The 25,533-nt window shown below is 74.2% G+C and carries 22 protein-coding genes and 1 pseudogene; 13 read left to right on the top strand and 10 right to left on the bottom strand.

Features of this window, described 5'->3' with window-relative positions; translation table 11 throughout:
• Positions 1-35: 35 nt before the first annotated feature.
• The 4 genes and pseudogenes from OG550_RS18275 to OG550_RS18260 form a co-directional block, all read right to left on the bottom strand.
• On the bottom strand, positions 36-1,163 hold the full coding sequence (locus OG550_RS18275) for a tyrosine-type recombinase/integrase (protein ID WP_327678874.1): 1,128 nt from the start codon (positions 1,161-1,163) through the stop codon (positions 36-38).
• A complete protein-coding gene (locus OG550_RS18270) occupies positions 1,164-1,376 on the bottom strand; it encodes an excisionase family DNA-binding protein (RefSeq protein ID WP_327678872.1) in 213 nt (70 codons plus the stop codon). It abuts the gene before it with no gap.
• Positions 1,361-1,960 (bottom strand): annotated as a pseudogene (locus OG550_RS18265) (replication initiator); the annotation flags it as partial. The gene OG550_RS18270 and the pseudogene OG550_RS18265, both read right to left, overlap by 16 nt.
• A gap of 1,216 nt (positions 1,961-3,176) precedes the next feature.
• Positions 3,177-4,085 carry a GlxA family transcriptional regulator gene (locus OG550_RS18260; protein ID WP_327683954.1) on the bottom strand — a complete coding sequence of 303 codons (909 nt, stop codon included), beginning with the start codon at positions 4,083-4,085 and terminating at the stop codon, positions 3,177-3,179.
• A gap of 145 nt (positions 4,086-4,230) precedes the next feature.
• On the opposite strand from OG550_RS18260, the gene OG550_RS18255 reads away from it, so the two are divergent.
• Positions 4,231-4,824, top strand: a complete 594-nt coding sequence (locus OG550_RS18255) for an MBL fold metallo-hydrolase (protein ID WP_327678869.1) — start codon at positions 4,231-4,233, stop codon at positions 4,822-4,824.
• 177 nt (positions 4,825-5,001) lie between these two features.
• Entirely contained in the window at positions 5,002-7,173 is a 2,172-nt protein-coding gene (locus OG550_RS18250) for a sensor histidine kinase (RefSeq protein WP_327678867.1), read from the top strand.
• 115 nt (positions 7,174-7,288) lie between these two features.
• On the opposite strand, the gene OG550_RS18245 is transcribed toward OG550_RS18250, so the two are convergent.
• Positions 7,289-7,897, bottom strand: a complete 609-nt coding sequence (locus OG550_RS18245; protein WP_327678865.1) for a response regulator transcription factor — start codon at positions 7,895-7,897, stop codon at positions 7,289-7,291.
• A gap of 86 nt (positions 7,898-7,983) precedes the next feature.
• On the opposite strand from OG550_RS18245, the gene OG550_RS18240 reads away from it, so the two are divergent.
• Both OG550_RS18240 and OG550_RS18235 read left to right on the top strand, forming a co-directional pair.
• Entirely contained in the window at positions 7,984-8,718 is a 735-nt protein-coding gene (locus OG550_RS18240; RefSeq protein ID WP_327678863.1) for an ABC transporter ATP-binding protein, read from the top strand.
• Positions 8,715-11,201, top strand: coding sequence for an ABC transporter permease (locus OG550_RS18235; protein WP_327678861.1), 2,487 nt, complete (start codon positions 8,715-8,717; stop codon positions 11,199-11,201). Before OG550_RS18240 ends, OG550_RS18235 begins: the two co-directional genes overlap by 4 nt.
• Before the next feature lie 235 nt (positions 11,202-11,436).
• Here OG550_RS18235 and OG550_RS18230 read toward each other — a convergent pair whose 3' ends face one another.
• The 3 genes from OG550_RS18230 to OG550_RS18220 form a co-directional block, all read right to left on the bottom strand.
• The gene (locus OG550_RS18230; RefSeq protein WP_327678859.1) at positions 11,437-12,108 is read right to left on the bottom strand and encodes a TetR/AcrR family transcriptional regulator; all 672 of its coding nucleotides are present in this window, start codon (positions 12,106-12,108) and stop codon (positions 11,437-11,439) included.
• 490 nt (positions 12,109-12,598) lie between these two features.
• Complete coding sequence (locus OG550_RS18225) at positions 12,599-13,243, bottom strand: response regulator transcription factor (RefSeq protein ID WP_327678858.1); 645 nt, start codon at positions 13,241-13,243, stop codon at positions 12,599-12,601.
• The gene (locus tag OG550_RS18220; protein ID WP_327678856.1) at positions 13,240-14,739 is read right to left on the bottom strand and encodes a sensor histidine kinase; all 1,500 of its coding nucleotides are present in this window, start codon (positions 14,737-14,739) and stop codon (positions 13,240-13,242) included. Before OG550_RS18220 ends, OG550_RS18225 begins: the two co-directional genes overlap by 4 nt.
• 255 nt (positions 14,740-14,994) lie before the next feature.
• On the opposite strand from OG550_RS18220, the gene OG550_RS18215 reads away from it, so the two are divergent.
• The 8 genes from OG550_RS18215 to OG550_RS18180 all read left to right on the top strand — a co-directional run bounded on the left by OG550_RS18215 (position 14,995) and on the right by OG550_RS18180 (position 22,561).
• On the top strand, positions 14,995-15,555 hold the full coding sequence (locus OG550_RS18215; RefSeq protein ID WP_327678854.1) for a GlcG/HbpS family heme-binding protein: 561 nt from the start codon (positions 14,995-14,997) through the stop codon (positions 15,553-15,555).
• A gap of 208 nt (positions 15,556-15,763) precedes the next feature.
• A complete protein-coding gene (locus OG550_RS18210; protein WP_442906157.1) occupies positions 15,764-16,180 on the top strand; it encodes a PPOX class F420-dependent oxidoreductase in 417 nt (138 codons plus the stop codon).
• A gap of 43 nt (positions 16,181-16,223) precedes the next feature.
• Positions 16,224-16,649 carry a YunG family protein gene (locus OG550_RS18205; RefSeq protein ID WP_327678850.1) on the top strand — a complete coding sequence of 142 codons (426 nt, stop codon included), beginning with the start codon at positions 16,224-16,226 and terminating at the stop codon, positions 16,647-16,649.
• A 193-nt stretch (positions 16,650-16,842) separates the two neighbouring features.
• Positions 16,843-17,769, top strand: coding sequence for an NAD(P)-dependent oxidoreductase (locus OG550_RS18200; RefSeq protein ID WP_327678848.1), 927 nt, complete (start codon positions 16,843-16,845; stop codon positions 17,767-17,769).
• 204 nt (positions 17,770-17,973) lie between these two features.
• Entirely contained in the window at positions 17,974-18,558 is a 585-nt protein-coding gene (locus OG550_RS18195) for an NAD(P)H-dependent oxidoreductase (protein WP_327678846.1), read from the top strand.
• Positions 18,559-18,916: 358 nt separating this feature from the next.
• Entirely contained in the window at positions 18,917-20,215 is a 1,299-nt protein-coding gene (locus OG550_RS18190; RefSeq protein ID WP_327678844.1) for an LPXTG cell wall anchor domain-containing protein, read from the top strand.
• 282 nt (positions 20,216-20,497) lie between these two features.
• Complete coding sequence (locus OG550_RS18185; RefSeq protein WP_327683952.1) at positions 20,498-21,679, top strand: hypothetical protein; 1,182 nt, start codon at positions 20,498-20,500, stop codon at positions 21,677-21,679.
• 31 nt (positions 21,680-21,710) lie between these two features.
• Positions 21,711-22,561, top strand: a protein-coding gene (locus OG550_RS18180; RefSeq protein ID WP_442906156.1) for an IS5 family transposase whose coding sequence is annotated in 2 segments (ribosomal slippage) — positions 21,711-22,047 and positions 22,047-22,561 — 852 coding nt in all. Because the reading frame shifts where the segments join, the coding sequence is not laid out codon by codon here.
• Positions 22,562-22,576: 15 nt separating this feature from the next.
• On the opposite strand, the gene OG550_RS18175 is transcribed toward OG550_RS18180, so the two are convergent.
• Positions 22,577-23,329, bottom strand: a complete 753-nt coding sequence (locus OG550_RS18175; protein WP_327678841.1) for an aquaporin — start codon at positions 23,327-23,329, stop codon at positions 22,577-22,579.
• 177 nt (positions 23,330-23,506) lie between these two features.
• On the opposite strand from OG550_RS18175, the gene OG550_RS18170 reads away from it, so the two are divergent.
• Positions 23,507-24,304 (top strand): MerR family transcriptional regulator, encoded by a 798-nt coding sequence (locus OG550_RS18170; RefSeq protein WP_327678840.1) that lies wholly within the window; start codon positions 23,507-23,509, stop codon positions 24,302-24,304.
• Positions 24,305-24,386: 82 nt separating this feature from the next.
• Here the strand turns inward: OG550_RS18170 and OG550_RS18165 are convergent, their stop codons facing one another.
• Complete coding sequence (locus tag OG550_RS18165) at positions 24,387-25,394, bottom strand: hypothetical protein (RefSeq protein ID WP_327678838.1); 1,008 nt, start codon at positions 25,392-25,394, stop codon at positions 24,387-24,389.
• Between the last annotated feature and the right edge of the window lie 139 nt (positions 25,395-25,533).

Here is a 25,533-nt window from a genome sequence, read left to right as displayed (position 1 = left end):
TTGTGTTTTCGGGCTCCCGTGCCCCCTGCGTGCCCCTATGACTCCTCGGACGGTGGCGTGCCCCGGCCGAGGGCATCGTTGATCGCTGCGTCCATGCCGTCCGCGATCTTCTGATCCCGCTCGCCGGTCGCGTGTTGGTAGATCAACGCGGCCCGAACGGAGGCGTGCCCCATGCGGGCCATCAGCTCCTTGAGACTGGCCCCGGTGGCGGCGGCCAGATTGTTGCCGGTGTGGCGGAGGTCGTAGAAGCGGAACCCCGGCATGCCTGCCTTGGCGCGTGCCTTGCGCCAGATTCGCCCGAAGGTGGTCCGGCGGAACGGGGCGCCCTTCTCTCCGACGAACAGCAGGCCCTCATCCCCCCTTTCGGCGAACAGCTCCAGGTGCAGCCGGACATCCGGCAGGACCGCGGCCGGGATGGTCACGACCCGTTTGCCCGCGTCGGACTTTGTGTCCCCGAGCGCCCGCCGGCCGGTGTTGAGTTCAGGGGCCGCGAGCCGGACGCGGACCGTACCGGACACGGGGTCGATGTCTTTGCGGCGCAGCTCGGCCAGCTCCTCAGGGCGAAGCGTCGTGAAGGCGGCGAGCACGACCATGGCGCGCCAGCGCAGCCCCACGAGCTCAGCCAGTTCGTAGACCTTCTCGATGCTGGCGACTCCGCGCTCCTCCGCCGACTCCTTGCCCGCACCCTTGATCCGGCACGGGTTCCGGCGGATCAACTCGTCATCGGTCGCGGTGGCCATGATGGACTTCATCAGGCGGTATGCCTTCGCGGCAGTGGTGTGCTTGCCGGTGGCCCGGAGTTCGGCCCGCCACGCGCGGATCAGCGGCGGCGTGATCTCGTCCAGGTCGAGGTCCCCGCAAGTCGGTTCGAGGTGCAGTCGCAGCAGCCGGCGGTACAGCTCCAGGGTGGTCGGCATCACCCCACGTTCTGTGATCCAAGCATCGGCGTACTTGGCGAAGTTGACCGCCCCGGCGTCAGGGCCGCGCCAGTCCTTCTTGCGGATCGTGGTCTGCATCTCGGCCAGCCAGTCGTCCGCGTCGGTCTTGGTCTCGAAGGTCTCCGGCGGGGGCCGAAGGAGGCCGTCCGGGCCGAGGTATCGAGCCTGGTAGCGGCCGGAAGGGAGCTTGCGGATACGGCCGAACTGCCGTCGCTTGCTTGCCACTTATGCCACCGACCGCAGTCGGCGGGACCGAGGCTGAGCAGTGTTGGCGGCCACGTAGTCGACGAGGGCCGATTCGGTGATGCGGACGTGACGACCGACCTTGACGAAGGCGATACGGCGCTCCGCGACCAGTCGGCGGGGGAAGCGCTCCCCGCTGCTCTCCCAGGTGCCGCGGCGCTCGGCCACCTCCTTGATTGTCAGCAGGCGGTCCATGCTGCTTCCCCCTCTTCTCGCGCGAGTTGTGCGCGTATCTCCTGTCGGTCGGTGTTGTGGCGTTCGCGCAGGTCCCGGGCGATCGACGCGGCGAGCATGGACTCACCCGGGGAGTTGCCGGCGCCGGCGAAGGACCAGTGGGCGACGACCATGGTCTCGGTGTCGGGCAGGTCATCCAGGTCCGGGAGCCCGGCGGTGAGGAGCCGTTCCCGAAGTTCGGTGCGGGCTTGGTCGGCGCGGTAGTCGGCGCGGACCTGTCGGAGGGCGCCGAGCGTGGTCGAGTAGGTGGGGGACTTGCTGGAGAAGTGGCCGCGGAAGCCGAGCATGTGGGACCAGTGCGCGAGCAGGCGGCCGGGGTAGTGCCCGTCGAGGTCCCAGCAGGCTTCGATCAGGCGTCGGGTGTGGGCGGGCAGGTCGTGCCGGTCGAGTTCGTGACGCTCCAGGATCCGGCGGTCCACGGTCTCGGTGGTCTCGGCCGACTTGGTGGCGTACTTGGCGACGTACGAGGCCACAGCCCGTTCCGTGATCTCCCCGGCGGCGAAGGCCCCGATCGGCCGGACGTCCACCTGCGTGCCCCTGTCTTCGCCCCGCTCCGGCGGCGGCCGCGCACGCGAGCGTGCGGCTGGGAGGGATGCCGGGGTTAGAGCCTGCCGGGGCTGGGGACGGGCGGCTCCACGGTTTTACCCACCTCCCAGGCTCGGGACCCGAGTCGAGCAAGAACGGGGGGCCACTCGGCCAAATTGCGGTCAGGCCCAAGGAGCCCTGACCGAGTCGCAACAGCTTACGGTCCCCCGATCATGCTCGACCCCAAACCAGGCAGGACACCGGCCAAAACCGCTCCACCGCCCGCAGCGCTACATGCGGGCCCCCGGCTGGGCCATCGACTCATAGTCAATCTGAGCTATCTGCCCGACTGCTGACCGACTCTCAGGGTGGCATTTCGTGGCACATGCCTGTCCGGGCTGTGAAGTATTTCTTATGCACAGGCTAAAGTTGACGTCTTCGCAGGTCAGCCCCGATGTGATGTCGTGCCGACTTGCGGCATCCACAGGTTTCTCCACAGATTCATCCACCGAAAAGCGTCAGTTATCCCCAGGGGAAGGGGAGTTCTGCACATGGCCTGTGGATAACCGTCTTGGACTTGTCTATACGCTCTGTCACGATCAATGGCAGGAGGCGCGGCCGTCAAAAAGAGACGGCCCCCGTTGCAGCGGGAGCCGTCTCTGACCAGTCTCCATCGCGTATGACAGAAGAGGTCACCTATGACACTACCCAGCGGTTCCGAGGGTTCAAGCTCGGGTTCGTCGGCATGGCTGAGCGTCTTGGCCTACGGACTGGCCTTGGTGGCCGGAATCGTACTGATCTGCAGTGGCAAGGCCACCGTCCCCGAGGCGTCGGGGTACGTGGCGCCCTTCCTGCTGCTGTACGAGCGCTCTTCTATGCGTCGGTCTGCTGACAGTCAGGAGACGTTGGTGGGCGGCGGCGGAGTCTGAAAACGTGGGCGGGCAGGCTCAACCGGCGACGCTTCGACGTCGGTGGAGCCTGTGCCCTACCTGTGCCCCAAGCGGCGGAGAGTGGCGGTAAGTGGCGGCTACTTCCCGCCCCTGTGGACTGGCATCGCGAGGGCTTCTGGAGGTCATATCCGCAGGTCAGAAGGTATCTAGTTGTGCCTGGTTGACGAGATTCCCAAGCTTATAGCGCGAGTTCGATTCTCGTCGCCCGCTCAGAAGGAAAGCCCCAGGTCGATGACCTGGGGCTTTTCCGTTGTGCGAGGCGCTCCGGGGCGGCCCCGGGCGCGGGTCACGGGGTGCGGGTGAAGGAGCGGCGGTAGGAGCGCGGGGGGACTCCGCGGCGGCGGACGAACTGGGCGCGGAGGACGGCGGCGCTGCCGTAGCCGACCAGGCGGGCGACCTCCTCGACCGGCAGGTCGGTGGTCTCCAGGAGCTCCTCGGCGCGGCTGAGCCGCAGTCCGAGCAGCCAGGCGTGCGGGGTGGTCCCGGTGGCGGCGTTGAAGCGGCGCGCGAAGGAGCGTCTGCTCATCAGGGCCCGGCGGGCCAACTCCGCGACGGGGAGCGGTTCGTGGAGGTTCTCCCGGGCCCAGGTGAGGACGTCGGCGAGCCGTTCGTCCTGGCAGTCCTCGGGGATGGGGGTGGCCAGGTACTGGGCCTGGCCACCGTCGCGGTGGGAGGGCAGCACCAGGTCGCGGGCGATCGCGTTGGCCGTCACGGCGCCGTGCTCCCGGCGCAGCAGGTGCAGGCAGAGGTCGAAGCCGGCGGCGGCGCCCGCGCCGGTGATGATCCGGCCCTCGTCGATGTAGAGGGCTTCGGGTTCGACGGTGACGGCCGGGTGGCGGTCGGCCAGCAGGGCGGCGAAGCGCCAGTGGGTGGTGGCGCGCAGGCCGTCGAGCAGCCCGGCCGCGGCGAGCGCGAAGGTGCCCACGCAGTGCCCCGCGACCAGGGCGCCGCGCTCGTGCGCCGCGGTCAGGGCGTCGAGCACGGCGGGGGCCGGCGGGGTACGGAAGTCCGCCCAGGGCAGGGCGATCACCAGGTCGGCGGCGGCCAGCCGGTCGAGGCCCTGCCCGACCAGGAGCGGGAGTCCGACGTCGGTGCGGACCTGTCCCGGCCGGTCGGTGCAGAGGGCGAAGTCGAAGCCGGGCAGGCCCTGGCCCCGGGCGTCGAAAACCTCGGAGGCGATACCGGCCGCGAGCATGCCCACACCGGGCGGGGCGTAGGCGGCGACGGTCACGAATGGCGGCACGTGGGGGAGTCTGGCACGAATCCGCTGGCACGATTCCTGCGATCGGTGGCAGCACGGCCACTCGTGACCGGGCGGCCCGCCCGGAAGACTCGGAGGCATGACAGACGCCCCGCTCGGCCGCAGCGCCGTGTACACGATCCTGACCACCGGCTACACCCTCTCCACCGGCCCCGGTGTCGCCGCCACCGTCTCCTACGTCACCGACGGGGAGCACCACGTGATCGTCGACCCCGGCATGGTGGCCGGCCGGGACCGGATCCTCGGCCCGCTCGCCGAGCTGGGGCTCGGCCCCGACGACATCACCGACGTGGTGCTCAGCCACCACCACCCGGACAACACCATGAACGTCGGCCTGTTCGGCCGGGCCCGCGTGCACGACCACAAGGCGATCTACCGGGACGACCAGTGGACCGACCGCGACGCCGAGGGCTACGAGCTCACCCCGTCCCTGCGGCTGATCCGCACCCCCGGGCACAGCGTCGAGGACATCACGCTGCTGGCGGGCACCGGCTCGGGCGTCGTCGCCTTCGTGGGCGACCTGTGGTGGCGGCCCAACGGCCCGGTGGAGGACCCGGTGGCGCCGGACCACGACGTGCTCCTGACCTCCCGGCTCCGGGTGCTGGACGCGGCGGACGTGATCGTGCCCGGCCACGGTCCGGCCTTCCCGGCCGACGACACCGCACCGCGCTGAGCCGCGGTCGCGCCCGTCGCCGGGGCCGCGCTCCCTGCCGCGACGCGGGCCGGGGCGCCGACGGCCGCCGGGTGTCCGGCCGTGCAGGGGTGTTCGGCCGTGCAGGCGGTGTCCGGCCGTACAGGGGTCGGCCGGCCACCGGGGCGGCGTTGATCTTCCCCGGCGTACCATGCCGGGGTGGAGGGGGTCTCTGGCGGCGATGTCGCGTCGCGGCTGTCACGTGCGCTGGTGGTCGGGGTCGCCGCCGCCGTGGCCTCGGTGCATTTCCTGAAGGGGCTGGCACGGGTGCCGGCGGAGCCGGGTGCCGGGCTCGCCGTCGCCCTGGCGTGCGCGGTGCTGGTGGCGGCGCAGCTGCGTCACGTCTCGCCGGGGCTGCGGCGGATCGCCCCCCGGACGGCGCCGGTGGTCTGGACGGTCGCGGAGGCGGCCGTCGGCTGGCTGGCGGTCGTCCCGCTCGGCGTCTCGATCGGACTGCTGTGCCTGCCGGCCGCCTCACTGCTGCTGGAACGCCGGCGCGTGCCGCTGGTGCTGCTCGGGGGCGCCGCGGCGCTGACCGAGGCGGTGCGGTCGGGCAGTGCGCGCGTCACCGTCGACCTGGTGCTCATCCTGGTGATCGGCGCGGTCATGCTCTACGCCGTCACCACGCTCGCGCTGCTCGCGGCACGGGTGCACGCCGCGCGGATCACCCTGGCGGCCTCCGCGGTGACGGCCGAACGCCTGCGCATCGCGTCCAGCCTGCGGAGCGGCCTCGCCGAGGGCCTGCGGGAGGTGCACGGCCTGGCGCTCCGGGACGACCCGGCGCTGCTGGACACCCTCATCGCCACGGCGCGCGGGACCCTGGCGGCGACCCGCGCCACGGCGGCCGAGCTGCGCAGCCTCTCACTGGCGCCCGAGGCGGCCAGCGCCCGGGCCCTGCTGACCTCCGCCGGCATCGCCGCCGACCTCCGCATCGGGCACTCGGAGCCGCTCGGACCGGCCGGGACGGTGCTGGCGACGGTGCTGCGCGAGGCGGTCACCGCGGTCGTGCGGGTCGGTGACGCGCGGCACTGCGAGATCGCCACCGGCGAGCGGGCCGGCCAGGTGGTGCTGCGGGTGGTCAGCGACGGGGTGCCGACGGCCGCGCTCGGGGCCGAGGTGCTCGACGGCCTCGCCGACCGGGTCCGTGCGGTGGGCGGCTCGCTGACGGCGGGTCTGGAACCGGACGGGCGCTTCGCCGTCGAGGCGGCGGTCGCGGCCACCCCCGCGCCGGCGGACTCCGCCGATCCGCCCGAGCTGCGGACGGTGCTCGGCCTGTACGTCGTCGTCCTGGCCACCTTCTGCGTCAAGGCCCTGCTGTTCATCCCGGCGCCGCTGCTCGGACTCGGTGTTCCGTGCCTGCTGCTGCTCTGCGGACTCCAGTTCCGCTTCTCGTCGCTGGACGGCTCGCGCCCTGTCCGCCTGCTGCTGCTGGGCTCGGCGGCCCTCGCGTTCCTGCCGCTGCCGTGGTTCGGGCGGAACTGGATCGGCGCGGTCGGCATCCTCGCCGGCACGCTGCTGACCGCCCCGCCGCTCCGGGCCGGCCTGGCGCTCGCGGCCGCCGCGGCGGCGGCCGGCGGGGTGATCACGGGTGCGGCGATCGCCGGCGGCACGCTCGGCGGTGACGCGGCCGCCGGCGGGGGAGTGGCGCGGGGGCTGTTCGCCGCCGTCGACGTCCTGATCAGCTGCGTCGTCGTCCACGGGGTGCTGCGCCTGGTCCGGCTGGTGCGGGAGCTCCAGCGGGTGGGGGCGGGACTGGCCCGGGCGGCCGTGGTGACCGAGCGGCTGCGTGCCGCCCGCGACCTGCACGACCTGCTCGGCCACGGGCTGACCGCGATCCTGCTCAAGGCCGAACTGGCCCGGCGGCTGGCGGCCGCCGATCCCGGCCGCAGCCGGGCCGAGCTGCGGGACATCGTGCGCCTGGCCGAGCGCGGGGAGACCGAGCTGCGGACGGTGGCGAGCGACGGCCTGCGACTGTCGTTCGCCGCCGAACTGGCGTCCGCGGCGGCGGTCCTGGAGGCGGCCGCGATCACGGTGGAGGTCGACGACGAGCCGGTGCCGGAGCCGGCGGGGGCCGTGCTGAGCGTGGTGCTCCGGGAGGCCGTCACCAACGTCCTGCGGCACAGTTCGGCCCGCCACGTGCGGATCGCCACCTCGTCGGACGGGGGGCGGGTGCGGCTGGAGGTGGAGAACGACGGGGTGCCGGACGGCGTCAGCGCACCCGGCTCCGGGGTCGGCGGGCTGACCGTCCGCCTCACCGCCATCGGCGGCACCCTGGCGGCCGGTCCGGACGACGGCTGGTACGTGCTGCGCGCCGAGGTGCCGCAGGGCTGACGGCGGGTTGGCCTACGGGGGGTGGACGTACGGCGGGTGGGCTCACAGTCGTCGTGAGGGCGGCGGGAGCCGCCTCACCCTCGCGCACGGCCGCAAGCCCGCGCACCCGCCCGCGCTACAGCCACCCGGCCTCGCGCGCGATGCGCACCGCGTCCGTCCGGTTCCGGGCGTCGAGCTTGCCGACGACCGCGGTCAGCACGTTGCGGACGGTCCCGGTCGAGAGGTGCAGCCGCGCCGCGATCTCCGGCGGTTCGGCGCCCCCGGCCAGCTCCCGCAGCACGTCGTTCTCCCGCGGCGTCAGCGGGTTGTCGGCGAGGTCCCACGCCGCCACGGCGAGCCCCGGGTCGAGCACCCGCCCACCGCCCGCCACCTGCCGGATCGCGGCCACCAGGTCCTCCGGCGGCGCGGTCTTCAGCAGGAAGCCGTCGACCTTCGCGTCCAGGGCCCTGCGGAGCAGTCCGGGCCGTCCGTTCGAGGTGAGCATCAGCGTCCGGCAGCCGGGCAGCCTCTCCTTCAGCGCGGCGGCCGCGTGCAGGCCGTCCAGCCGCCCCGGCATCTCGATGTCGAGCACCGCGACGTCGGGGGTGAAGACCATCGCCCGCGGCACCACGTCGTCGGCGGAGCCGGCCTGCGCGACGACCTCCAGGTCGGGCTCCAGTTCCAGCAGCGCCACCAGCGCGCTGCGCACCACGTGTTGGTCCTCCGCCAGCAGGAGTCTGATCATGCGACGACCCTACCCGTGACGATGTCACGGGTGGCTCGTGACGCCGTCCCTGCCCGCACGGGCCCCGGGCCGGAAGGCTTGGGGCCATGAGCGAAGCGATCAGTCTGGAAGCCGTGAGCAAGGTCTACGGGAAGGGGCGGGGCGCCGTCGCCGCGCTGCGGGAGGTCACGGTGCGGCTGCCCAAGGGCGGGTTCACCGCCGTGATGGGGCCGTCCGGTTCGGGCAAGAGCACCTTCCTGCACTGCGCGGCCGGCCTCGACCGCCCGTCCTCCGGGACGGTCCGGTTGGGGGACACCGACCTGTCCCGGCTCAGCGAGACGAAGCTGACCGAACTGCGCCGGGAGCGTGCGGGGTTCGTGTTCCAGTCGTTCAACCTCATCTCCTCGCTGACCGTCGAGCAGAACATCACGCTGCCGCTGCGCCTCGCGGGCCGGCGGGCCGACGGCGCCCGACTGGCCGAACTGGTCGGACGGGTGGGGCTGCAGGAGCGGACCGGACACCGCCCGGGCCAGCTGTCCGGCGGTCAGCAGCAGCGCGTGGCCATCGCCAGGGCGCTGGTCTCGGACCCGGAGGTCCTCTTCGCCGACGAACCCACCGGCGCGCTCGACACCATGACCGCCCGTGAGGTCCTGACCCTGCTCCGGCAGACCGTCGACGAGCTCGGCCAGACCATCGTCATGGTCACCCACGACCCCGTCGCCGCGTCCTACGCCGACGAGGTCCTGTTCCTGGCCGACGGCCGGGTCGCCGACACGATGTCCGGACCGACCGCCGCCAAGGTCGCCGACCGCATGATCCGCCTGGGAGCGTGGAACCGATGATGTTCAGCTTCGCCCTCGCCACCCTCCGGCACCGCAGGGCCGGATTCGCGGGCGCCTTCGTCGCCCTGTTCTGCGCGGCCGCCCTGGTCTGCGGCTGCGGGACGCTGCTGACCACGGGGCTCCTCGGCAGCGTCGAGCCCGAACGGTACGCCGCCGCCCCGATCGTGGTCACCGGGGACCAGGACGTCCACCAGGTCGAGGACCGCGGCGAGGGGAAGACCAAGGAGAAGGCCAAGCCGATCACCGACCGGGCCTGGGTGTCCGCCGCACTGGCCGGGCGCATCGCGGCCCTGCCCTCGGTGGGGTCGGTCGCCACCGAGGTGATGTTCCCGGTGCTGCTGCCCGGCGGTCCCACCCGCAACTCGTGGGGCCACGGCTGGGAGTCCGCGCCGCTGGCCGGTCTGACGCTGGCCTCGGGGAGCGCGCCGTCGGCCGCCGACGAGGTCGTGCTGGACGCGACCACGGCCGACCGGGCCCGGCTGTCCGCCGGTTCCACGGTGCAGGCCCGCACCGCCACCGGGACGCTGCCGCTGCGCGTCGTCGGCGTCACCGCCCAGGGGTTCGCCAGCCAGGCCGCGGTGTTCTTCGCCCCCGAGCAGGCCCGCCGGCTCGCCGGCCACGACGGCGCCGTCAGCGCGATCGGCGTGTTCCCGGCCTCGCCCGCGGCCGCCGACGAGGTCAGGGCACTGCTCCGCGGCGGCGCCGCGACCGCGGGCGGCCCGGCCGCCGTGGTCCGCACCGGCGACGACCGCGGCCGGGTGGAGTTCCCCGACGCCGCCAACGCCCAGGTCCGCCTGATCAGCATGGGCGCGGTCCTGGCGGGCACCTCGCTGATCGTCGCCCTGCTGGTCGTGGTCGGCACCTTCGGCCTGTCGATCCAGCAGCGCCAGCGCGAGATCGCGGTGCTGCGCGCCGTCGCCGCGACCGGACGCCAGATCCGGAAGATGATCGGCGGTGAGGCGCTCGCGGTGGGCCTGGCCGCCGGAACCCTCGGCGCCGCCGCGGGTCTGCCGCTGGGCGGCCTGCTGCACGAACGGTTCGTCACCCTGGACGTGATCCCCGCGAACTTCCCGGTGGTCGTCTCCCCGTTCCCCGCGATCGCCGCGGCGGCCGCCACCCTGCTCGCCGGCTGGGGCGCCGCCCGGATCTCGGCCCGCCGGGCCACCGCCATCAAGCCGGTCGAGGCCCTCGGCGAGGCCGAGCTGAAGCCGCCGCGCATCGGCTGGGTCAGGATCGTCCTCGGCGTCCTCGCCACCGCCGGGGCCGTCGTGCTCACCGCCCTGCTCACCGTGCTGCACTCGGACCAGTCCTCCACCCCGGTCTGCTTCAACGCCGTCCTGCTGTGGTGCACGGCGCTCGCCCTGCTCGGCCCCCCGGTCGCCCGGGCCGGTGCCGCGGTGCTGGGCCTGCCGCTGCGGGCGTCCCGGGTCGGCGGCTACCTCGCCGCCCACAACCTGCGCGCCGCGGCGCACCGGCTGGCCTCGGTCGTCACCCCGCTGACCCTGCTGGTCGCGATGGCCTGCACCATCCTCTTCACCGGGAGCACCGTCGACGGGGCCACGGGTGCGCAGCGCGACCGCGGGAACGTCGCCGACTTCGTCGTCGGGCCGCGCGTGCCCGCCTCCGCCGCCGCCTCGGTCGCCGCCGTCCCGGGAGTCCGGACGGTGACCAGGGTGCTGCACACCCAGGTGCGGGACGGCCTGGAGAAGCGCGCCGTGCAGGCGGTGACGCCCGAGCGGCTGTCGGACACCCTCGACCTGGGCGTGACCGCGGGGGACCTCGGCCGGCTGGCGGAGGGCACGGACAGGGCGGCGGCCGCGGACGGGCTGGGGTACCGGGTCGGCCAGCGGGTCCGGCTCACCCTCGCCGACGGCACCCCGACCGAGGTCACCGTCGTGGCGCTGTACGCCCGGGGCATGGGTTTCGGGGACCTCACCCTGGCGCACGGTCTGGTCGCCGCGCACGTCGACGTGCCCCTCGACGACAACCTGCTCGTCCGGGGCGAGGGTGTCACCCGGGAGGGTCTGGCGGCGGCGTTGCGGGCCGAGCCCGGCATCGGCGTCCTGGACCGGGTCACCGCCCTGTCGACGGGCAACCGGACGGGTGAGCAGATCGGCTACGTCACCCTCGGCCTGATCGTCGCCTTCGTCGCCATCGCGGTCCTCAACACCCTGGCCATGAGCATCACGGACCGGCGCCACGAGTTCGCCGCCCTGCGGCTGACCGGTGCCACCCGCCGGCAGGTCCGCCGGATGCTCGGCTGGGAGACCCTGGCCTCCGTCGCGATCGCCACGGTGCTGGGCCTCGGGATCGCGTTCGCGGTGCTCACCGCCTACGCCGAGGGGATCACCCGCGGCACGGCCCCGGTCGTGGTGCCGGTCGGCCTGCTCGCGGTCGTGGTCGCCGGCGGCGCGGTGCTCGCCGGACTGGGCACCTGGGTCCCGGCGCGGGCCGCGCTGAGGAACCGGGAGCGGTCGGCCTGAGCGGCCGTCCTTCGGGGCGCGGGGGTTCCCGAAGGCCCGGCGGGACCGGTTCCCGTCGCCCGCTCGACGTGGTGGAGCCGTAGGTCATCCGACCTGCGGCTCTCTCCGTGCCCGGAGCCGGGCGGCGGCGCCGCGCGGGACCACCCGCGCGGGGACGCGGGGCGCGGGGGCGTACGGGTCGAGGGGACCCGATGGCGGGGTCCGGGACGGGGCCGGGACGGGTCCAGGGGCGGGGTCAGGCGCCGGCGGGGCGCGGGGCGGCGCGGCGGTAGAGGCGGAGGAACGCCTGGACGCCGGTGGTGACGGTGGCGTGCAGGGCGGCGTCGGAGATCGGGACGGCCCCGTAGAAGGACTGGTCGGCCGCGCCGCTGAAGGTGAGCAGGGTGAAGTGGGTGGCGGCGAGGTCGGGGTCGTCGACCGTCAGCAGGTCCTGGCCGGCCAGCCGGACGAGGTGGGCGGCGAGGTCGCGCTGGGAGGCGAGCGGACCGGCAGCGAGCCAGGCGTTCAGGACGTCGGGCGGGATGTTGCCGGCCTCGGCGCGGATGGTCCGGCCGAGTGCGTAGTGCTCGCCGGCGGCGAGGACGGCCTTGGCGCGGTCGACGGCGAAGGCGACCAGGTCGGCCTCCAGGTCGACGATCTTGTGCAGGTGGCGGTCGGCCAGGACGGCGACGATCTCGGTGAGTTCGCCGGCGGTCTCCAGGGCGACGGAGAGGAAGAGCTTCTCCTTGTCGCCGAAGTGGTTGTAGATGGTGCGCTTGGACACCCCGGCCTCGGTGGCGATGGCGTCGACGCTCGCCCGGGTGTAGCCCTCGCGCCCGAACACCGTGCTCGCCGCGCGGGCGATGGCCTGCCGTTTCTCCGGCATCCGGCGTGAGCCGGTGGTGGACGCCGGGTTCGCTGCGCTCATCGGGCGGGTCCCCTCCTCGGGCATGTGTTGCACTACTCGGTGCAGTTTACCCGGATGGGCGCGGCGGGGCGCGGGGGAAATGCAGGGAGGCGCGGAGCGGGTCCCCCCGGACCCGCCCCGCGCCGCGTTCGCGCGACTCGATGCGTCGCTCCCCCCGACCCCCCAGGACACCCGCCGTCCCCCCTGGCGCACTCTCCGGCGAGAGCTCTCCGCACAGGCCCGGCTGGTTCCCCGTTCTGCGGGGCGTCGTTGATCGTTACGGTAACAAACCGCATGGTTGGTTTGTCAATAGCCGAGTCCACGAAACATCCACATTCTGACGGGTGGAGGCCGGAGTGGGGAAGACCTTCGGGAGAAAGGATCGTTCGCACGGGGAAGGGGGGCACGGGGCGGGAAACGGCCGGATCCAGGCCGGGTGCGGGGCGGCCCGAGCGCCTCGGAACCGGGCATTCCGACCAGCCGCCGGTACGGAGCGGGACCGTCCGGACGCTCAGCGCAGCAGGCGGCGCTCCTTGCCGACGGCCACCGCGCCCGCCCGGGTGTCGACGCCCAACTTGTCGTAGATCCGGCCCAGATGGGTCTTCACGGTGGCCTCGCTGATGAACAGCGCGCGGGCGATCTCCCGGTTCCCGAGCCCCTGGGCCAGCTGGGCGAGGATCTCCAGCTCGCGCTCGGTGAGCTGCGGAGCCGGGGCCCGCATCTGTGCCATCACCCGGGACGCGACCGGCGGGGAGAGCACCGTCCGGCCCTGCGCGGCCGAGTGCACCGCGGCGAACAGCTCCTCCGGCCGCTCGGCCTTCAGCAGGTAGCCGGTGGCGCCCGCGCCGATCGCCCGGGTGATGTCGGCGTCCGTGTCGTACGTGGTGAGGACCAGGACGTGGGGTGCGCCCGGGGCCGCGGTGATCCGGCGGGTGGCCTCCACGCCGTCGATGCCGCCGCCGAGCTGGAGGTCCATCAGCACCACCTGGGGCGAGAGCCCGGCGGCCAGGTCGACGGCCTCCTCGCCGCTGCTCGCCTCGCCGACCACCTCGATGTCGCCGGCGCTGGCCAGCAGGGCGAGCAGCCCGGCCCGGACCACGGCGTGGTCGTCGCAGACCAGCAGCCGGACCGGGGCGGGGGAGGGGTCGGTGTTCATCGGGGCTCCGGGGCTGGTCGGTGCTGGTCGGCGGGGGCCGGGTTCGGACGGGGGGCGAGCGGGACGGCGGCGGAGACGACGGTGCCCTCGCCGGGGGCGCTCTCCACGGTCAGGGTGCCGCCGAGCTGACGCAGCCGGGCGCGCATCGCCGGCAGGCCGTGGCCGCGGTTGCCGGCGGCAGTGGCGGGTCCGGCGGCAGTCGCGGTGTCGGCGGGCGCGGCGGTTCCGGCGGGCGCGGCGGTGCCGGGGGCGTCCGGGTCGAAGCCGCGGCCGTCGTCGGCGACGTCCAGCACGGCCTGGTCGCCGAGGAAGGAGAGCGTGATCCCGGCGGCCGACGCCCCCGCGTGCTCCCGGACGTTGGCCAGCGCGCCCTGGGCGATCCGCAGCAGCGCGGACTGGGCGGCGGCCGGCAGCGGGGCCGGCGTGCCGTCCAGGTGGAAGCGGACCGGCAGCCCGCTCTCGGCGGACTCCCGCTCGGCGAGCGAGCGGAGCGCCTGGTCGAGCGTGCGGCCGTCGGCGAGCTCGGCCGGCGCGAGGTCGTGGACGAAGCGGCGGGCCTCGGCGAGGTTCCGGGCGGCCACTTCGGCGGCGGTGCGGACGTGGGCGCGCGCGGTCGCCGGATCGCCGTCCCAGGTGCGGTCGGCGGCCTGGAGCAGCATCTGCTGGCTGGAGAGCCCCTGGGCGAGGGTGTCGTGGATCTCCATCGCCAGCCGTTCGCGCTCGGCCAGGGTGCCCTCCCGCCGCTCGGTGGCGGCGAGTTCGCGCCGGGTCCGGACCAGGTCGGTGATCAGCGCCCGCTGCCGCTCGGCCTGCCGCTCCATGTACAGGAAGACCGAGGTGGCCAGCGCGGCGACGGCGGGCGGCAGCAGCAGCAGGTTGGCGTCGACCCCGCCCGGCAGTCGCACCTCGCCGACCACCACCAGCAGGGTCAGTGCCGCGACCAGCGGGATCGCCGCCCGGGCGGGCAGGGTCCGCAGCGCCGTGTAGACCAGCGGGACGGCGCACCACGCGAAGCTCGGCGCCACCAGCACCAGGACCACCCAGAGCGCGGTCACCACCGTCAGCGGCCAGAGCCGGCGGCGGTGCCCGGGGGCCGGCGGGCGGTGGTGGGCGAGCCAGGAGCCGACCGGCTGGACGACGGCCAGGACGACGCTCAGGCCGAGCACCCAGGGGATGCGCGGGTTGCCGGGGTGGTGGGTGAGGAAGCGGCTGAGCGAGGTGGCGAGCAGGAGGAGGAAGGCGGAGTCGAGCAGCACGACCAGCCGGCCGGCCTCCCGGTCGGGGAGGTGGGGGTCCGGCCCCGCGGCGGTCGGCCCGGCGCCCTGCGCGTCGGCGGCGTCCGGGTCGGCGTCCGGGTCGGAGTTCGGGGCGGCGCCGGTCACGGCAGCGTGCGGGCCGTTCGGGCTGAGCGGACCGTGCGGGCCGTGCTGGTCGTGCGCCCGGGCGCGGGACCCGCGCGGGTCGGGGGCGCGGAGGGCGCGGCCGTGGTGCTCCATGGGCCCGCTCCTCACTCCGTCGGCTGCTGTTCCGTCCGTCCGCCCGGTCCCGGTCGCCGCGCGCGGGTACGGCGCCGGGTCGCGCCGATCCCTCGATGGTGACCCGTCCGGCCCGGGCGCGCATCGACCGATCGGCTGACGGGTCCGTCGTCCATGATGCCTGCGGGCGGTGTCCGGAACGCCGATGTGGCGGGGCGGGCCGGGGCCGGAGGATCGATCCCGTCCCCACCACCGATCCGACGAGGAGCCGGACCCATGAAGAAGACCTCCGTTCGCGCCAAGGTGCTGACCGGCACCGTCGCCGCCGCCGCGCTGGCCGCCGCCACCGTGGGCGCCGTCTCGGCCAGCGCCGAGTCCACCGACACCCCGGCCGTCGCGGCCGCCGCCAAGGCGGACACCCAGAACCGGAACCTCACCCAGACCACCGGTCTGACCATCGAGGCCGCCACCAAGGCCGCCCAGGCCACCCTGGACGCGGCCGCCAAGGCGAGCCAGCACGTCTCGGTCGCCGTGGTGGACCGCGACGGGATCACCCGGGTGCTGCTCAAGGGCGACGGCGCCGGCCCGCAGTCGCCGGAGTCGGCCGAGCGGAAGGCGTTCACGGCGGTCTCCTGGAACGCGCCCACCTCCGAGCTGGCCAAGCGGCTGGCGCAGGCGCCGAACCTCAAGGACATCCCGGGCACGCTGTTCCTGGCCGGCGGCGCCCCGGTGCAGGCCAAGGGCGCGCCGATCGCGGGGATCGGTGTCGCGGGCGCGCCCAGCGGCGACCTGGACGAGCAGTTCGCGCAGGCGGGCGTCGCGGCGCTCGGCAAGTAGCCGGGGCGCCCGGCAGGGACGTGCGTGCCCGGGGCGGGCCCCCGACCGCCCCGGCGCGTACCGGCCCCGTGCCCCCGCCCGTGCACCCGCCCCGGCCGTACGGGTGCCGCTGCGGGCCCGCGCGCTCGGGCGCACTCCGGCGCGCACGGGCTTGCCGGACATCCGTGCGCCGCGCCGTCCGACCGGCCAGGATGGGCGCATGGCACACATGACCGAGCCCGAGTGGCGGGCCTTCCTCACCGCCGGCACCCGTACCGCCAAGATCGCCACCACCCGGGCCGACGGCCGCCCGCACGTGGCGCCGGTCTGGTTCCTGCTGGACGGCGACGAGATCGTCTTCAACACCGGCGCCGCCACCGTCAAGGGCCGCACCCTGGCCCGGGACGGCCGGGTGATGCTCTGCGTGGACGACGAGCGGCCGCCGTTCGCCTACGTGCTGGTCCAGGGCACGGCCCGGCTCAGCGAGGACCTCCCCGAGGTGCGGGAGTGGGCCACCCGGATCGCCGCCCGGTACATGGGGGAGGACCTCGCCGAGCAGTACGGCGCCCGCAACGGCGTCCCCGGGGAGCTCCTCGTACGGGTGAAGATCGAGAAGGTCGGCGCAGAACACGGAGTCGCCCACTGAAAAGCCTGTGCCGCTGTCAGTGCCGCGTGGCAGGCTTCCCGCTATGACGGCGTGGACCCTCAACGACATCGAACGTGCGATCCGCTCCTCCTGGGGTGTCGACACCTGCGCGCCCGAGGACCTGGCCCACTGGCGTCCCGACAACCCCGCCCGCGGCCAGTGCGGGGCGACCGCCCTGGTGGTGCACGACCTGCTCGGCGGCGAACTGATGATGGGCGAGGTGTACGTCGGCGGCGTCCGGACGGACCTGCACTGGTGGAACCGGTCCGCCGCCGGCGTCGAGGTCGACCTCACCCGGTCGCGGTTCGGCCCGGACGAACGGGTCGGGCCCGGTCGTCCGGTGGCCCGTCCGCAGCGCCCGGGCCGGCTCCAGGCCCAGTACCAGCTGCTGCGCGGCCGGGTCGTCGCGCACCTGGAGGCCGGTCGCGCGGTCACCGCCACCCGGCTGCCGGAGCGGGCCTGCGCCTGAGCGGGCACGGCCTGGCGCTGTGCTGGCTCTGTTCCGGCGCTGTCGCTGTGCTGGCGCTGCCCTGCCGGGTCCTGGCGCCGATCCGGTGCGGGCCCTGCCGCGTGCGGCCGCGGGCCCGCGGCCGCACGTCCGCGTGTCGGGCCGACGAGGCCGGGCCCGGGCGACGGGCAGCTGACGTACAGTCGGGCGCATCGTGGGCGGACGACCCGCCACCGGGCGACGGCGGGAGTGTGTGATGGGCGGGACGACGGTCGGCTTCGTCGGACTGGGCGGGATGGGCCGGGGCATGGCCGCCAACCTCGTGAAGGCCGGGTACGCCGTCCGGGTCTGGAACCGGTCGCCCGGACCGGTGGCCGAACTGGTCGCCCAGGGCGCGCAGGCGGCCGACGGGCCCGCCGACGTGTTCGCCGCCGAGGCGGTGGTGTCGATGCTCGCGGACGACAAGGCCTTCGAAGCCCTGCTGCTCGACCCGGAGTTGCTGGCGGGCGCCGCCGCCACCGTGCACGTCAACATGGCCACGGTCTCGGTCGCGCTCGCCGAGCGCGCCGCCGCCCTGCACGCGGAGCACGGCATCGGGTACGTCGCCGCGCCGGTCCTCGGCCGGCCGCCGGCGGCTGCGGCCGGGGCGCTCGACGTCCTGGCCGCGGGGGACGCCGGGGCACTGGCGGCGGTCGAGCCGCTGCTGGCCGCGATGGGCCGGCGCACCTGGCACTTCGGGGAACGGCCGGCCCAGGCCAACGCCGCCAAGATCAGTACCAACTTCCTGCTGGCCTGCGCGATCGAGTCGCTGGCCGAGGCGTGCAGCCTGGCCGAGGCCAACGGGGTGCGGCCGACCGACCTGGTCGAGATGCTCACCGGCACCCTCTTCCCCGGGCCGGTCTACACCGGCTACGGCTCGATGGTGGCCGAACGCCGCTACGAGCCCGCCGGGTTCAAGCTGCCGCTCGGCCTCAAGGACGTCGGCCTCGCCCTCGAAGCGGGCGCCGCGACGCACGTCCCGCTGCCGTTCGGCAGCGTGCTGCGGGACGCCTTCCTGGACGCGCTGGCGCACGGGGACGGCGAGAAGGACTGGGCGGCGGTCGCGGCGGTCGCCCGTCGCCGGGCCGGTCTGCCGGCGTAGCGGCGGCTCCGGCGCCGTCGGGGAGGCGGCCGGTCCGTCGGCCGACGGAACAGATCGACGGCGCCCGCGGTTGGTGGGGAGCACCGGAACAGGTGGGGCGGGTGTGACGGAACGGAACCCGGCCCCGGTCGTCCGGTCGTCCGGCCGTCCGGTTCTGCAGCCGTCCAGCCGTCCAGCCGTCCAGCCGTCCCACGGGGGTCCTGAATGTCCGAGCTCCACGCCGGTGCCGCCGCGCCGCGCTCCTTCCTCTTCCTCGACGCCGGTGCGCGGACCGGGGGCAACTCCGAGCAGCTCGCCCGGCTGGCCGCCGCGGCGAGCCTGCCCGCGGGGGCCGAGCAGCGGTGGCTGCGGCTCGCCGACTACCCGCTGTCCCCGTTCGAGGACCGCCGGCACAGCGGCGAAGGCCGGTACGAGCAGCCGACCGGCCACGAACGGACCCTGCTGGACGCCACGTTGGCCGCGACCGACCTGGTCTTCGTCGCCCCGCTGTACTGGTACGCACTGCCGACCAGCGCCAAGCTCTACCTCGACCATTGGTCGGCCTGGCTGCGGGTCCCCGGTACGGACTTCCGGGCCCGGATGGCCGGCGGCACCGTCTGGGCCGTCACCGCCTACGCCACCGAGCCGGACAAGGCGGACCCGCTGATCGGCACCCTGCGGCTCTGCGCCGACTACATGGGCATGCGCTGGGGCGGTGCGCTGCTCGGCAACGGGACCAGGCCGGGGGACGTCCTCGGCGACGAGCAGGCGCTGATCGAGGCCAAGTCGTTCTTCGCGGACGCCTGCTGACGGGGGTGGGGCGGGGGCTCGGCCGGTCCGGCCCCGCCCGGAACCCGGCGGGGGCCGGAAGCGTTGGAGGCATCGGGTTCAAGCCACCGAACCCGTGCGATACGGTCACCCCGGGCGTGTACCGGTCACTTCGTGGGCACCTGACGGAAGATCGCAAAAGCCCAGCCAGGGGGGCGAGTTGGATCAATTCGGCAGATTTCGGGCGGGGCTGCGGAACAACTCGGCACCCGCCTTTCCGAGTGGCTGGTTCCTTCGGTAGTCTCCGTCGGACTTTCAGCTTCGCGGGGGGAATGCAGCTCGGACAGCAGCGTCCGCCCGCGCTCCCGGGTCCTGCCCGGACACTCTCGTGAGGTTTCCCTTGTCCATCTCCATACCTCGCAGTCTCGCTCTCGCCGGTGCCGCCGCACTGGCCGCCTCGATGGCACTGACCGGTGCCCAGGGCGCGGTCGCCGCCGCCACGGGCTCGCCCTCGGCCGCCGCGCCGCAGGCTGCCAAGGCCGACCACAGCCAGCTCGACCTGGCGCTGGACGGAGTGCCCGGCACCTTCGTCGCCGGTGGCGAGTCGAAGCAGTTCAGCTTCACGGTCGACAACAACACCAAGTCGGACTTCGTCTTCTACCCGCTGCTCAAGTTCAAGAACGCCAAGGGCAGCCTGGAGGCGGAGCACCTCAAGGTCGAGTACCAGCTGCCCGAGGGCCTGGACAAGACCAAGACGTGGCTGCCCGCGGCCCCCGCGCCGGGCGGTGGCGAGACCGACGACGACGGCGTGCTGTTCCTGCTCAGCAAGCTCGTCGACGGGAACCCCGACTACGAGAACTCGCTGCTGGCCGTCAACAAGGGCGGCAGCCTGACGATCACCGTGCGCGTCACGGTGACCAAGGCCGCCCCGCTCGGCAAGGCCGGGGTCGTCCCGGTGGTCTTCTCGGCGAAGGCCGAGGGCACCACGCCGATCGGTGAGGGCGAGTTCAGCTGCGACGGCATCCGCGGCAAGGGCTTCAAGATCGTGGCCGAGGGCCCGGTCAAGCCGACCCCGACCGCCACGCCGTCGACGACCAAGCCGACCACCCCCAGCACGAGCCCGACGGTGACCCCGTCGACCACGGCGACCCCGTCGACGACGGCCACGCCGTCCACGACCGCGACCCCGTCGACGACCGCGACGCCGTCCACCACGGCCACGCCGTCCACGACCGCGACCCCGTCGACGACCGCGACGCCGTCCACCACGGCCACGCCGTCGACCACGGCGACCCCGTCGACGACGGCCACGCCGTCCACGACCGCGACCCCGTCGACCACCGCCACGCCGTCCACCACGGCCTCGGCCTCGCCGTCGGCGAGCACGACCGCGAAGCCGAGCGAGTCCGCCTCCCCGAGCGCGTCCGCGCCCGCCGTCCCGTCGAGCCCCGCCCCGACCGCGGACGACACCGCCGCCGGGCAGCCGATCGACTTCCCGGTGAGCGTCCCGGTGATCAAGCCGCTGCCGATCACCCCCGCGGCCGTCACCAAGGCCAAGGCCAACGCCGACAAGGCGCTGGCCACCACCGGTGGCGGTGACAACACCACCGCCATCGCGGTCGCGGGTGGCGCCGTCCTCGCCGCCGGCGTCGGCACCCTGGTGGTGCTCCGCCGCCGCCGCTCCGCCCAGCAGGGCTGAGCCCGCGCCGCCGGGTCGCAGCGCTGAGCCGCACCGCTGACGCGAGCCGCTGACGCACCCGGCCGACGCGAACCGCCGAACACGGAACCGCCCGTGCTCCCGAACCCCGGGGGCACGGGCGGTTCCGTCGGGTCGCCTAGGATGACCGGCCGGGGGCGGAACGGCGGACGAGGTACTGGAGTGCGGGGACGGGGTGCGGGGCGCCGGGAGCGTTCGGGGCGTCCGGAGCGTGCGGGACGGGCCGGAACGGACTACGAGGCGGCCACCGGCCGGATCGCGGGCCTGCCGGTCCGCAGACACCACGTGCTGCTGCTCGCCTGGACGGTGCTCTGGTTCCTCCTGGTCGAACCGAGCGGCGGATTCTCCTGGCACTACCTCCGCCAGGGTGAGGAACTGCTCTTCAGCGACCGCCCCGACGGCGGCCTCTCGCTCTACGCGCACCACCCCGAGCTGCAGATCGGCCCGGTCAGCCTGGCCGTGGCGCGGCTCTTCAACCCGTTCCCCGCGCACACCGGCGAGCTGCTCGCCGAAGCGGTGATGTCCGGACTGGGCCTGGCCATGCTGGTCCTGGTCGGCCGCACCGCCGCCCGGCACTACCTGGGCACCGGCACCAACCACCGCCGGCTCCAGCAGCGGCTGCTGATCGCCGGACTGGCGTTCATCCCGATGTGGGTCGAGGTGTCCGTCCGCTTCGCGCACCTGGACGACGTGCTGGCGCTCTTCTTCACCACCCTCGCCGTGCACGAGCTGAGCCGGGGCCGGGCCTGGCTGGTCGGCGTCTGGCTGGCGATGGCGGTGGACTCCAAACCGTGGGCGCTCGCGTTCGCGCCGCTGATCCTCGCCCTGCCCCGGCCCGCCTGGCTGCGGACGGCGCTCTGGTTCGCCGGACTGGTGGCCGTCGCCTGGCTGCCGTTCTACCTGGGCGACCTCGACACCATGGCGGCCGCCAAGTTCACCATCCCCAACCAGCCCGCGTCCGCGCTGCGCTGGTTCGGGGTGACCGATCCGGCCACCCCGTGGTGGGACCGCCCGGCCCAGTTCGCGCTCGGCCTCGCGCTGGGCGGCCTGGCGGTCTGGCGCGGCCGCTGGCCGGCCGTCGTCCTGCTGGGGGCGGACGCCCGGATCCTGCTCGACCCGAGCGTCTACACGTACTACACCGCGTCGATCCTGCTCGGCACGCTGCTCTGGGACGCGGTCGGCCAGCAGCGGCTGGTGCCGTGGTGGAGCTGGATCGCCCTGGCCTCGCTGTACGGGGGCACGCTGCTGCTCCCGTCCGATTCGGCGCGCGGCCTGGTCCGGGTGGCCTTCGTGGTGGTGTCGGCCGGGTACGTGCTGCTCTGGCCCACCCAGCGGCGGCGCGGCCCCCGGGACCGGGGTCGGGGTGACCGGGGCCGAGGTGACCGGGGCCGGCGCGTTACGGGCTCCGCCGGGCCGCAGGAGACCCGGGAACCGGTGGCGGTCTAGGGCGTTTCTTTCCGATCATCGGATCGTTGGTCTGGTCGTGCCGTTGACTGACGCGCAGTGGGCGCGGATAGAGCCGTTGTTGCCGGACCGGACGCCGAGGCGGGGCGGGCGGTGGCGTGATCACCGGGAGGTGATCGACGCGATCGCGTGGAAGTTCCAGACCGGCTCGCAGTGGGTGCACCTGCCCGAGAAGTACGGCTCGTGGAAGGGCGCCTACACCCGGCTCCGGAACTGGGCGATCGACGGAACCTGGGAGCGGGTCTTCACCGCCCTGCTCGCGCAGGCCGACGCCGAGGGCGACCTGGACTGGGTCGTGGCGGTCGACTCCACGATCGTTCGTGCACACCAGAACGCGGCCGGGGCCCGTCAAAAGGGGCCCCGGCCGACGAACCCGCCCACCACGCCGTCGGGCGTTCCCGCGGCGGGCTGACGACGAAGATCCATCTGGCAGCGGACAGCCGCTGCCGCCCGTTGTGCTTCGTGCTCACGCCCGGCCAGGCCGGCGACGCGCCCGCGTTCGAGCACGTCATGGCCGCCCTGCGTGTGCCCAGGCCGGTCGGACGACCACGCACCCGGCCCCTCGTGGTCCTGGCGGACCGGGCCTACTCGTCGAGGGCCATCCGCGAACACCTGCGAAGGCGCAGCATCCGGGCGGTGATCCCGCAGCCCGCCGACCAGATCGCCAACCGCAAACGCAAGGGCCGCCGAGGCGGTCGCCCGCCAGCCTTCGACCGCGAGGCCTACAAGCAGCGCAACACCGTCGAACGGTGCATCAACCGCCTGAAGAACTGGCGCGGCCTTGCCACCCGCTACGAGAAGACTGCCACCGTCTACCGGGCCGGACTCCACATCGCAGGCATCTTCATCTGGTCCGCCCGCTGATCCAAAAGAAAGGGTCTAGCCGGGGCCGGTCCGGCCCCGGGCCCTCCCGCACGGCCGGTCGACGGCCTTCCGCCGCCCGCCGCCGCCGCCGAAGAACAGGCCCGCCAGCGCGAGCCCGGCCGCCGCGCCGGCGGCCTGCGCGAGGAGGAATCCCGGGACCGAGCCCGGGGCTATGCCGGTCCAGCCGTCGGTGAACATCCGGCCGAACGTGACGGCCGGGTTGGCGAAGCCGCCCGAGGAGGTCGCCCAGCAGGCCGCCCCGACCCACAGCCCGACCGACCCCGGTGCCGGACGCCCGCTCCCGCCGCCCGTCGCCCAGGCCACCACCAGCTGCAGCGTTCCGGCGGCCACCGCCTCGCCGAGCAGGAGCGCACCGCCGTCGCGCGGCACCGCGGACGGCCCGAGCAGCGGATGCCCGAACATCGCGTCGGCCAGCGCCGTGCCCGCGACCGCGCCGAGGCCCTGCGCCGCGGCGTACCCGGCCGCCTCGCGCAGCGGCAGACCGGCGGGCGTGCCCCGCCCGGCCCACCAGGCACCGGCCGTCACCAACGGGTTGAGGTGCCCGCCGGAGACCGGGGCGAACAGGTCGATCAGCACGGCCAGGGCGGCCGCCGAGGCTCCGACGTTCGCGAGGAAGCGCAGCGCGGCGTCCGTCGTCAGCGCGTCGGCCTGGAAGCCGGAGCCGACCACCACGGCGGCCAGCACGGCCGTGCCGACCGCCTCCGCGGCGAGCCGTCGGCGCAGGGACGGGGCGGGGGGAGTGGTCATGCGCCACATGCTGACGGCCGCCCGCACGGCCCGGCAATCGTCGGGACCGTCCAATCCGGAGCGGCGACCGGCCGGTCCGCTCGGAGACTCGTCCACCGGCCGACCCGGTGACACTGGACTTGACCCTCACGCAACGGGAGGAAGGAGGGTCGTGGTCAGCACGAAGGGAGCACCCGGATGAACGGCGGCGAAGGAGCCGGCGGCGCGGGGTACGCGGTCGGCACGGTGGCGAGGCTCGCCAAGGTGACCGTCCGCACCCTGCACCACTACGACGAGATCGGCCTGCTGAACCCCCGGGGCCGCACCCGGGCCGGCTACCGCCGGTACGACGAGGGCGACCTCAACCGGCTGCAGCGGATCCTGTTCTACCGCGAACTCGGGTTCCCCCTGGAGGAGATCGCGGCCATCCTGGACGACGGCTCGGTGAGCCCGAGCGAGCACCTGCGGCGCCAGCACCGACTGCTGACCGACCGCATCGCCCGCCTCCAGGAACTGGCCGCGGCCGTCGAACACGCCATGGAGGCAGAGAAGATGGGCATTCAGCTGACCCCGGAGGAGAAGTTCGAGGTCTTCGGCGACTCCTACCGGGAGGAGTGGGAGACCGAGGCGGAACAGCGCTGGGGCTCCACCGGGGCCTGGGCGGAGTCGCAGCGCCGCACCGGCGGCTACGACAAGGCCGACTGGGAGCGGATCAAGGCGGAGGGCGACGCGCTCAACGCCCGTCTGGTCGAGGCCTTCACGGCCGGCGAACCGGCCGACGGCGGCCCGGCGACCGGCCTCGCCGAGGAGCACCGGCAGCAGATCACCGGCAACTTCTACGAGTGCGGCCACGAGATGCACTGCTGCCTCGCCGAGATGTACGTCGCCGATCCGCGCTTCACCGCCGTCTACGAGCAACTCGCCCCGGGCCTCGCCCGGTGGCTGCACGACGCCATCCTCGCCAACGCCGCCCGCCGCACCGGCGGACAGGCCTGACCGCACGACACGGCCCCGGCCGGACTCCCACGGGGTGGGGTCCGACCGGGGCCGGTGGGTCGAGCGGGCTTCCCGGCCGGGCTCAGTCCTCGTCGGGTACCAGCCGCCGGGCGATCCCGCCGTCGGGCTCGATCGGCGGATCGTTCTCGAACCAGGGCTCGATGATGTCCGCCGGGATCGGTCGGAACGCCGTTCCCGGCTCCTTCAGCACCCGCAGCGGTGGGCCGCCGTACCAGTGGTACGGCTGCGGGTGGAGCGCCGGGGCCACGAGGTCCCGGACGGCCGCGAGCGCCTCGTCCGAGAGGGCGGTCACCGGCTCCCGCACGGTGACCAGCAGCCCCGCCGGTGCGCCGGCCCGGAGGACCGGCTCGGCCGCGAGGCCCGCTTCGGCGGCGCGCCTCGCCACCGTGTCGATCCCGCCGAGCCGGTCGAGCTGACCGGCCGACAGGTGGTTGCACCAGTAGTAGCCGCGCGGATGCCGGTCGGCCGTCTGCAGCCCTTGCAGGATGCCGTGGTAGCGCTCGTACGGGGGCTCGCTCATCGCGTAGACGTCGTGGTAGACGCCGCCCCAGAGCAGGTCGGTGCGCTCACCGACGACCCGCAGGCTGTCGGCCCAGAGGACGGCCAGGTGGTCGAGGAAGGCGTCCGATCCGGTCTCCGCGCCGGCGTCGATCTGCCACTGCCAGATGTCGGACCCGAATCGGCCGCCCCGGAGGTCCAGTCCGACGTGGCCGGGCTTCGCCTCCTCCGCGACCCCGGTCCCGGTCACCGTCCAGAGCCAGTTGCTCTGGAACACCTCCCCGGTGGCCAGCACGTCCAGCAGCCCGTCCAGCAAGTGGCGTTCACCGAAGGGCTCGCGGCCGAAGTCGTGCCGGGTGACGGCGGCCCCGCGGAACACGGCGGAAGCTCCGGCCTCCTGGAACCCGTCCTCCAGCAACTCCAGGAGGAGCGAACCGAGTCGGGCCTGCTCGTCGGCGCCGCCCCGGGTGGCGAGCGTCAGCACGAGGCTCCGGTGCGGCACGCCGGTGCGGCCCTCAAGCTGCTCCCGACGGATCCACCACGTGACCCCGTCGCCCTCCCTGCGCAGCATCGTCCGTATCTCCTCTCCTGGGGATCCGAGTGTCGTGGTGTCAGGCAGCCGGTTCGAAGCCGCCCCGGCCCAACGTAGCGGGAAGCCGGGGACCGAAGGGGTCGGTTCGCCGAAGGGGTCGGTTCGCCGACGGAGGCCG

It is taken from the genome of Kitasatospora sp. NBC_00458, assembly GCF_036013975.1.
Taxonomy (GTDB): domain Bacteria; phylum Actinomycetota; class Actinomycetes; order Streptomycetales; family Streptomycetaceae; genus Kitasatospora.
Note: the sequence above shows the minus strand (reverse complement) of the source record. Positions and strands in the feature narration are given on the sequence as shown.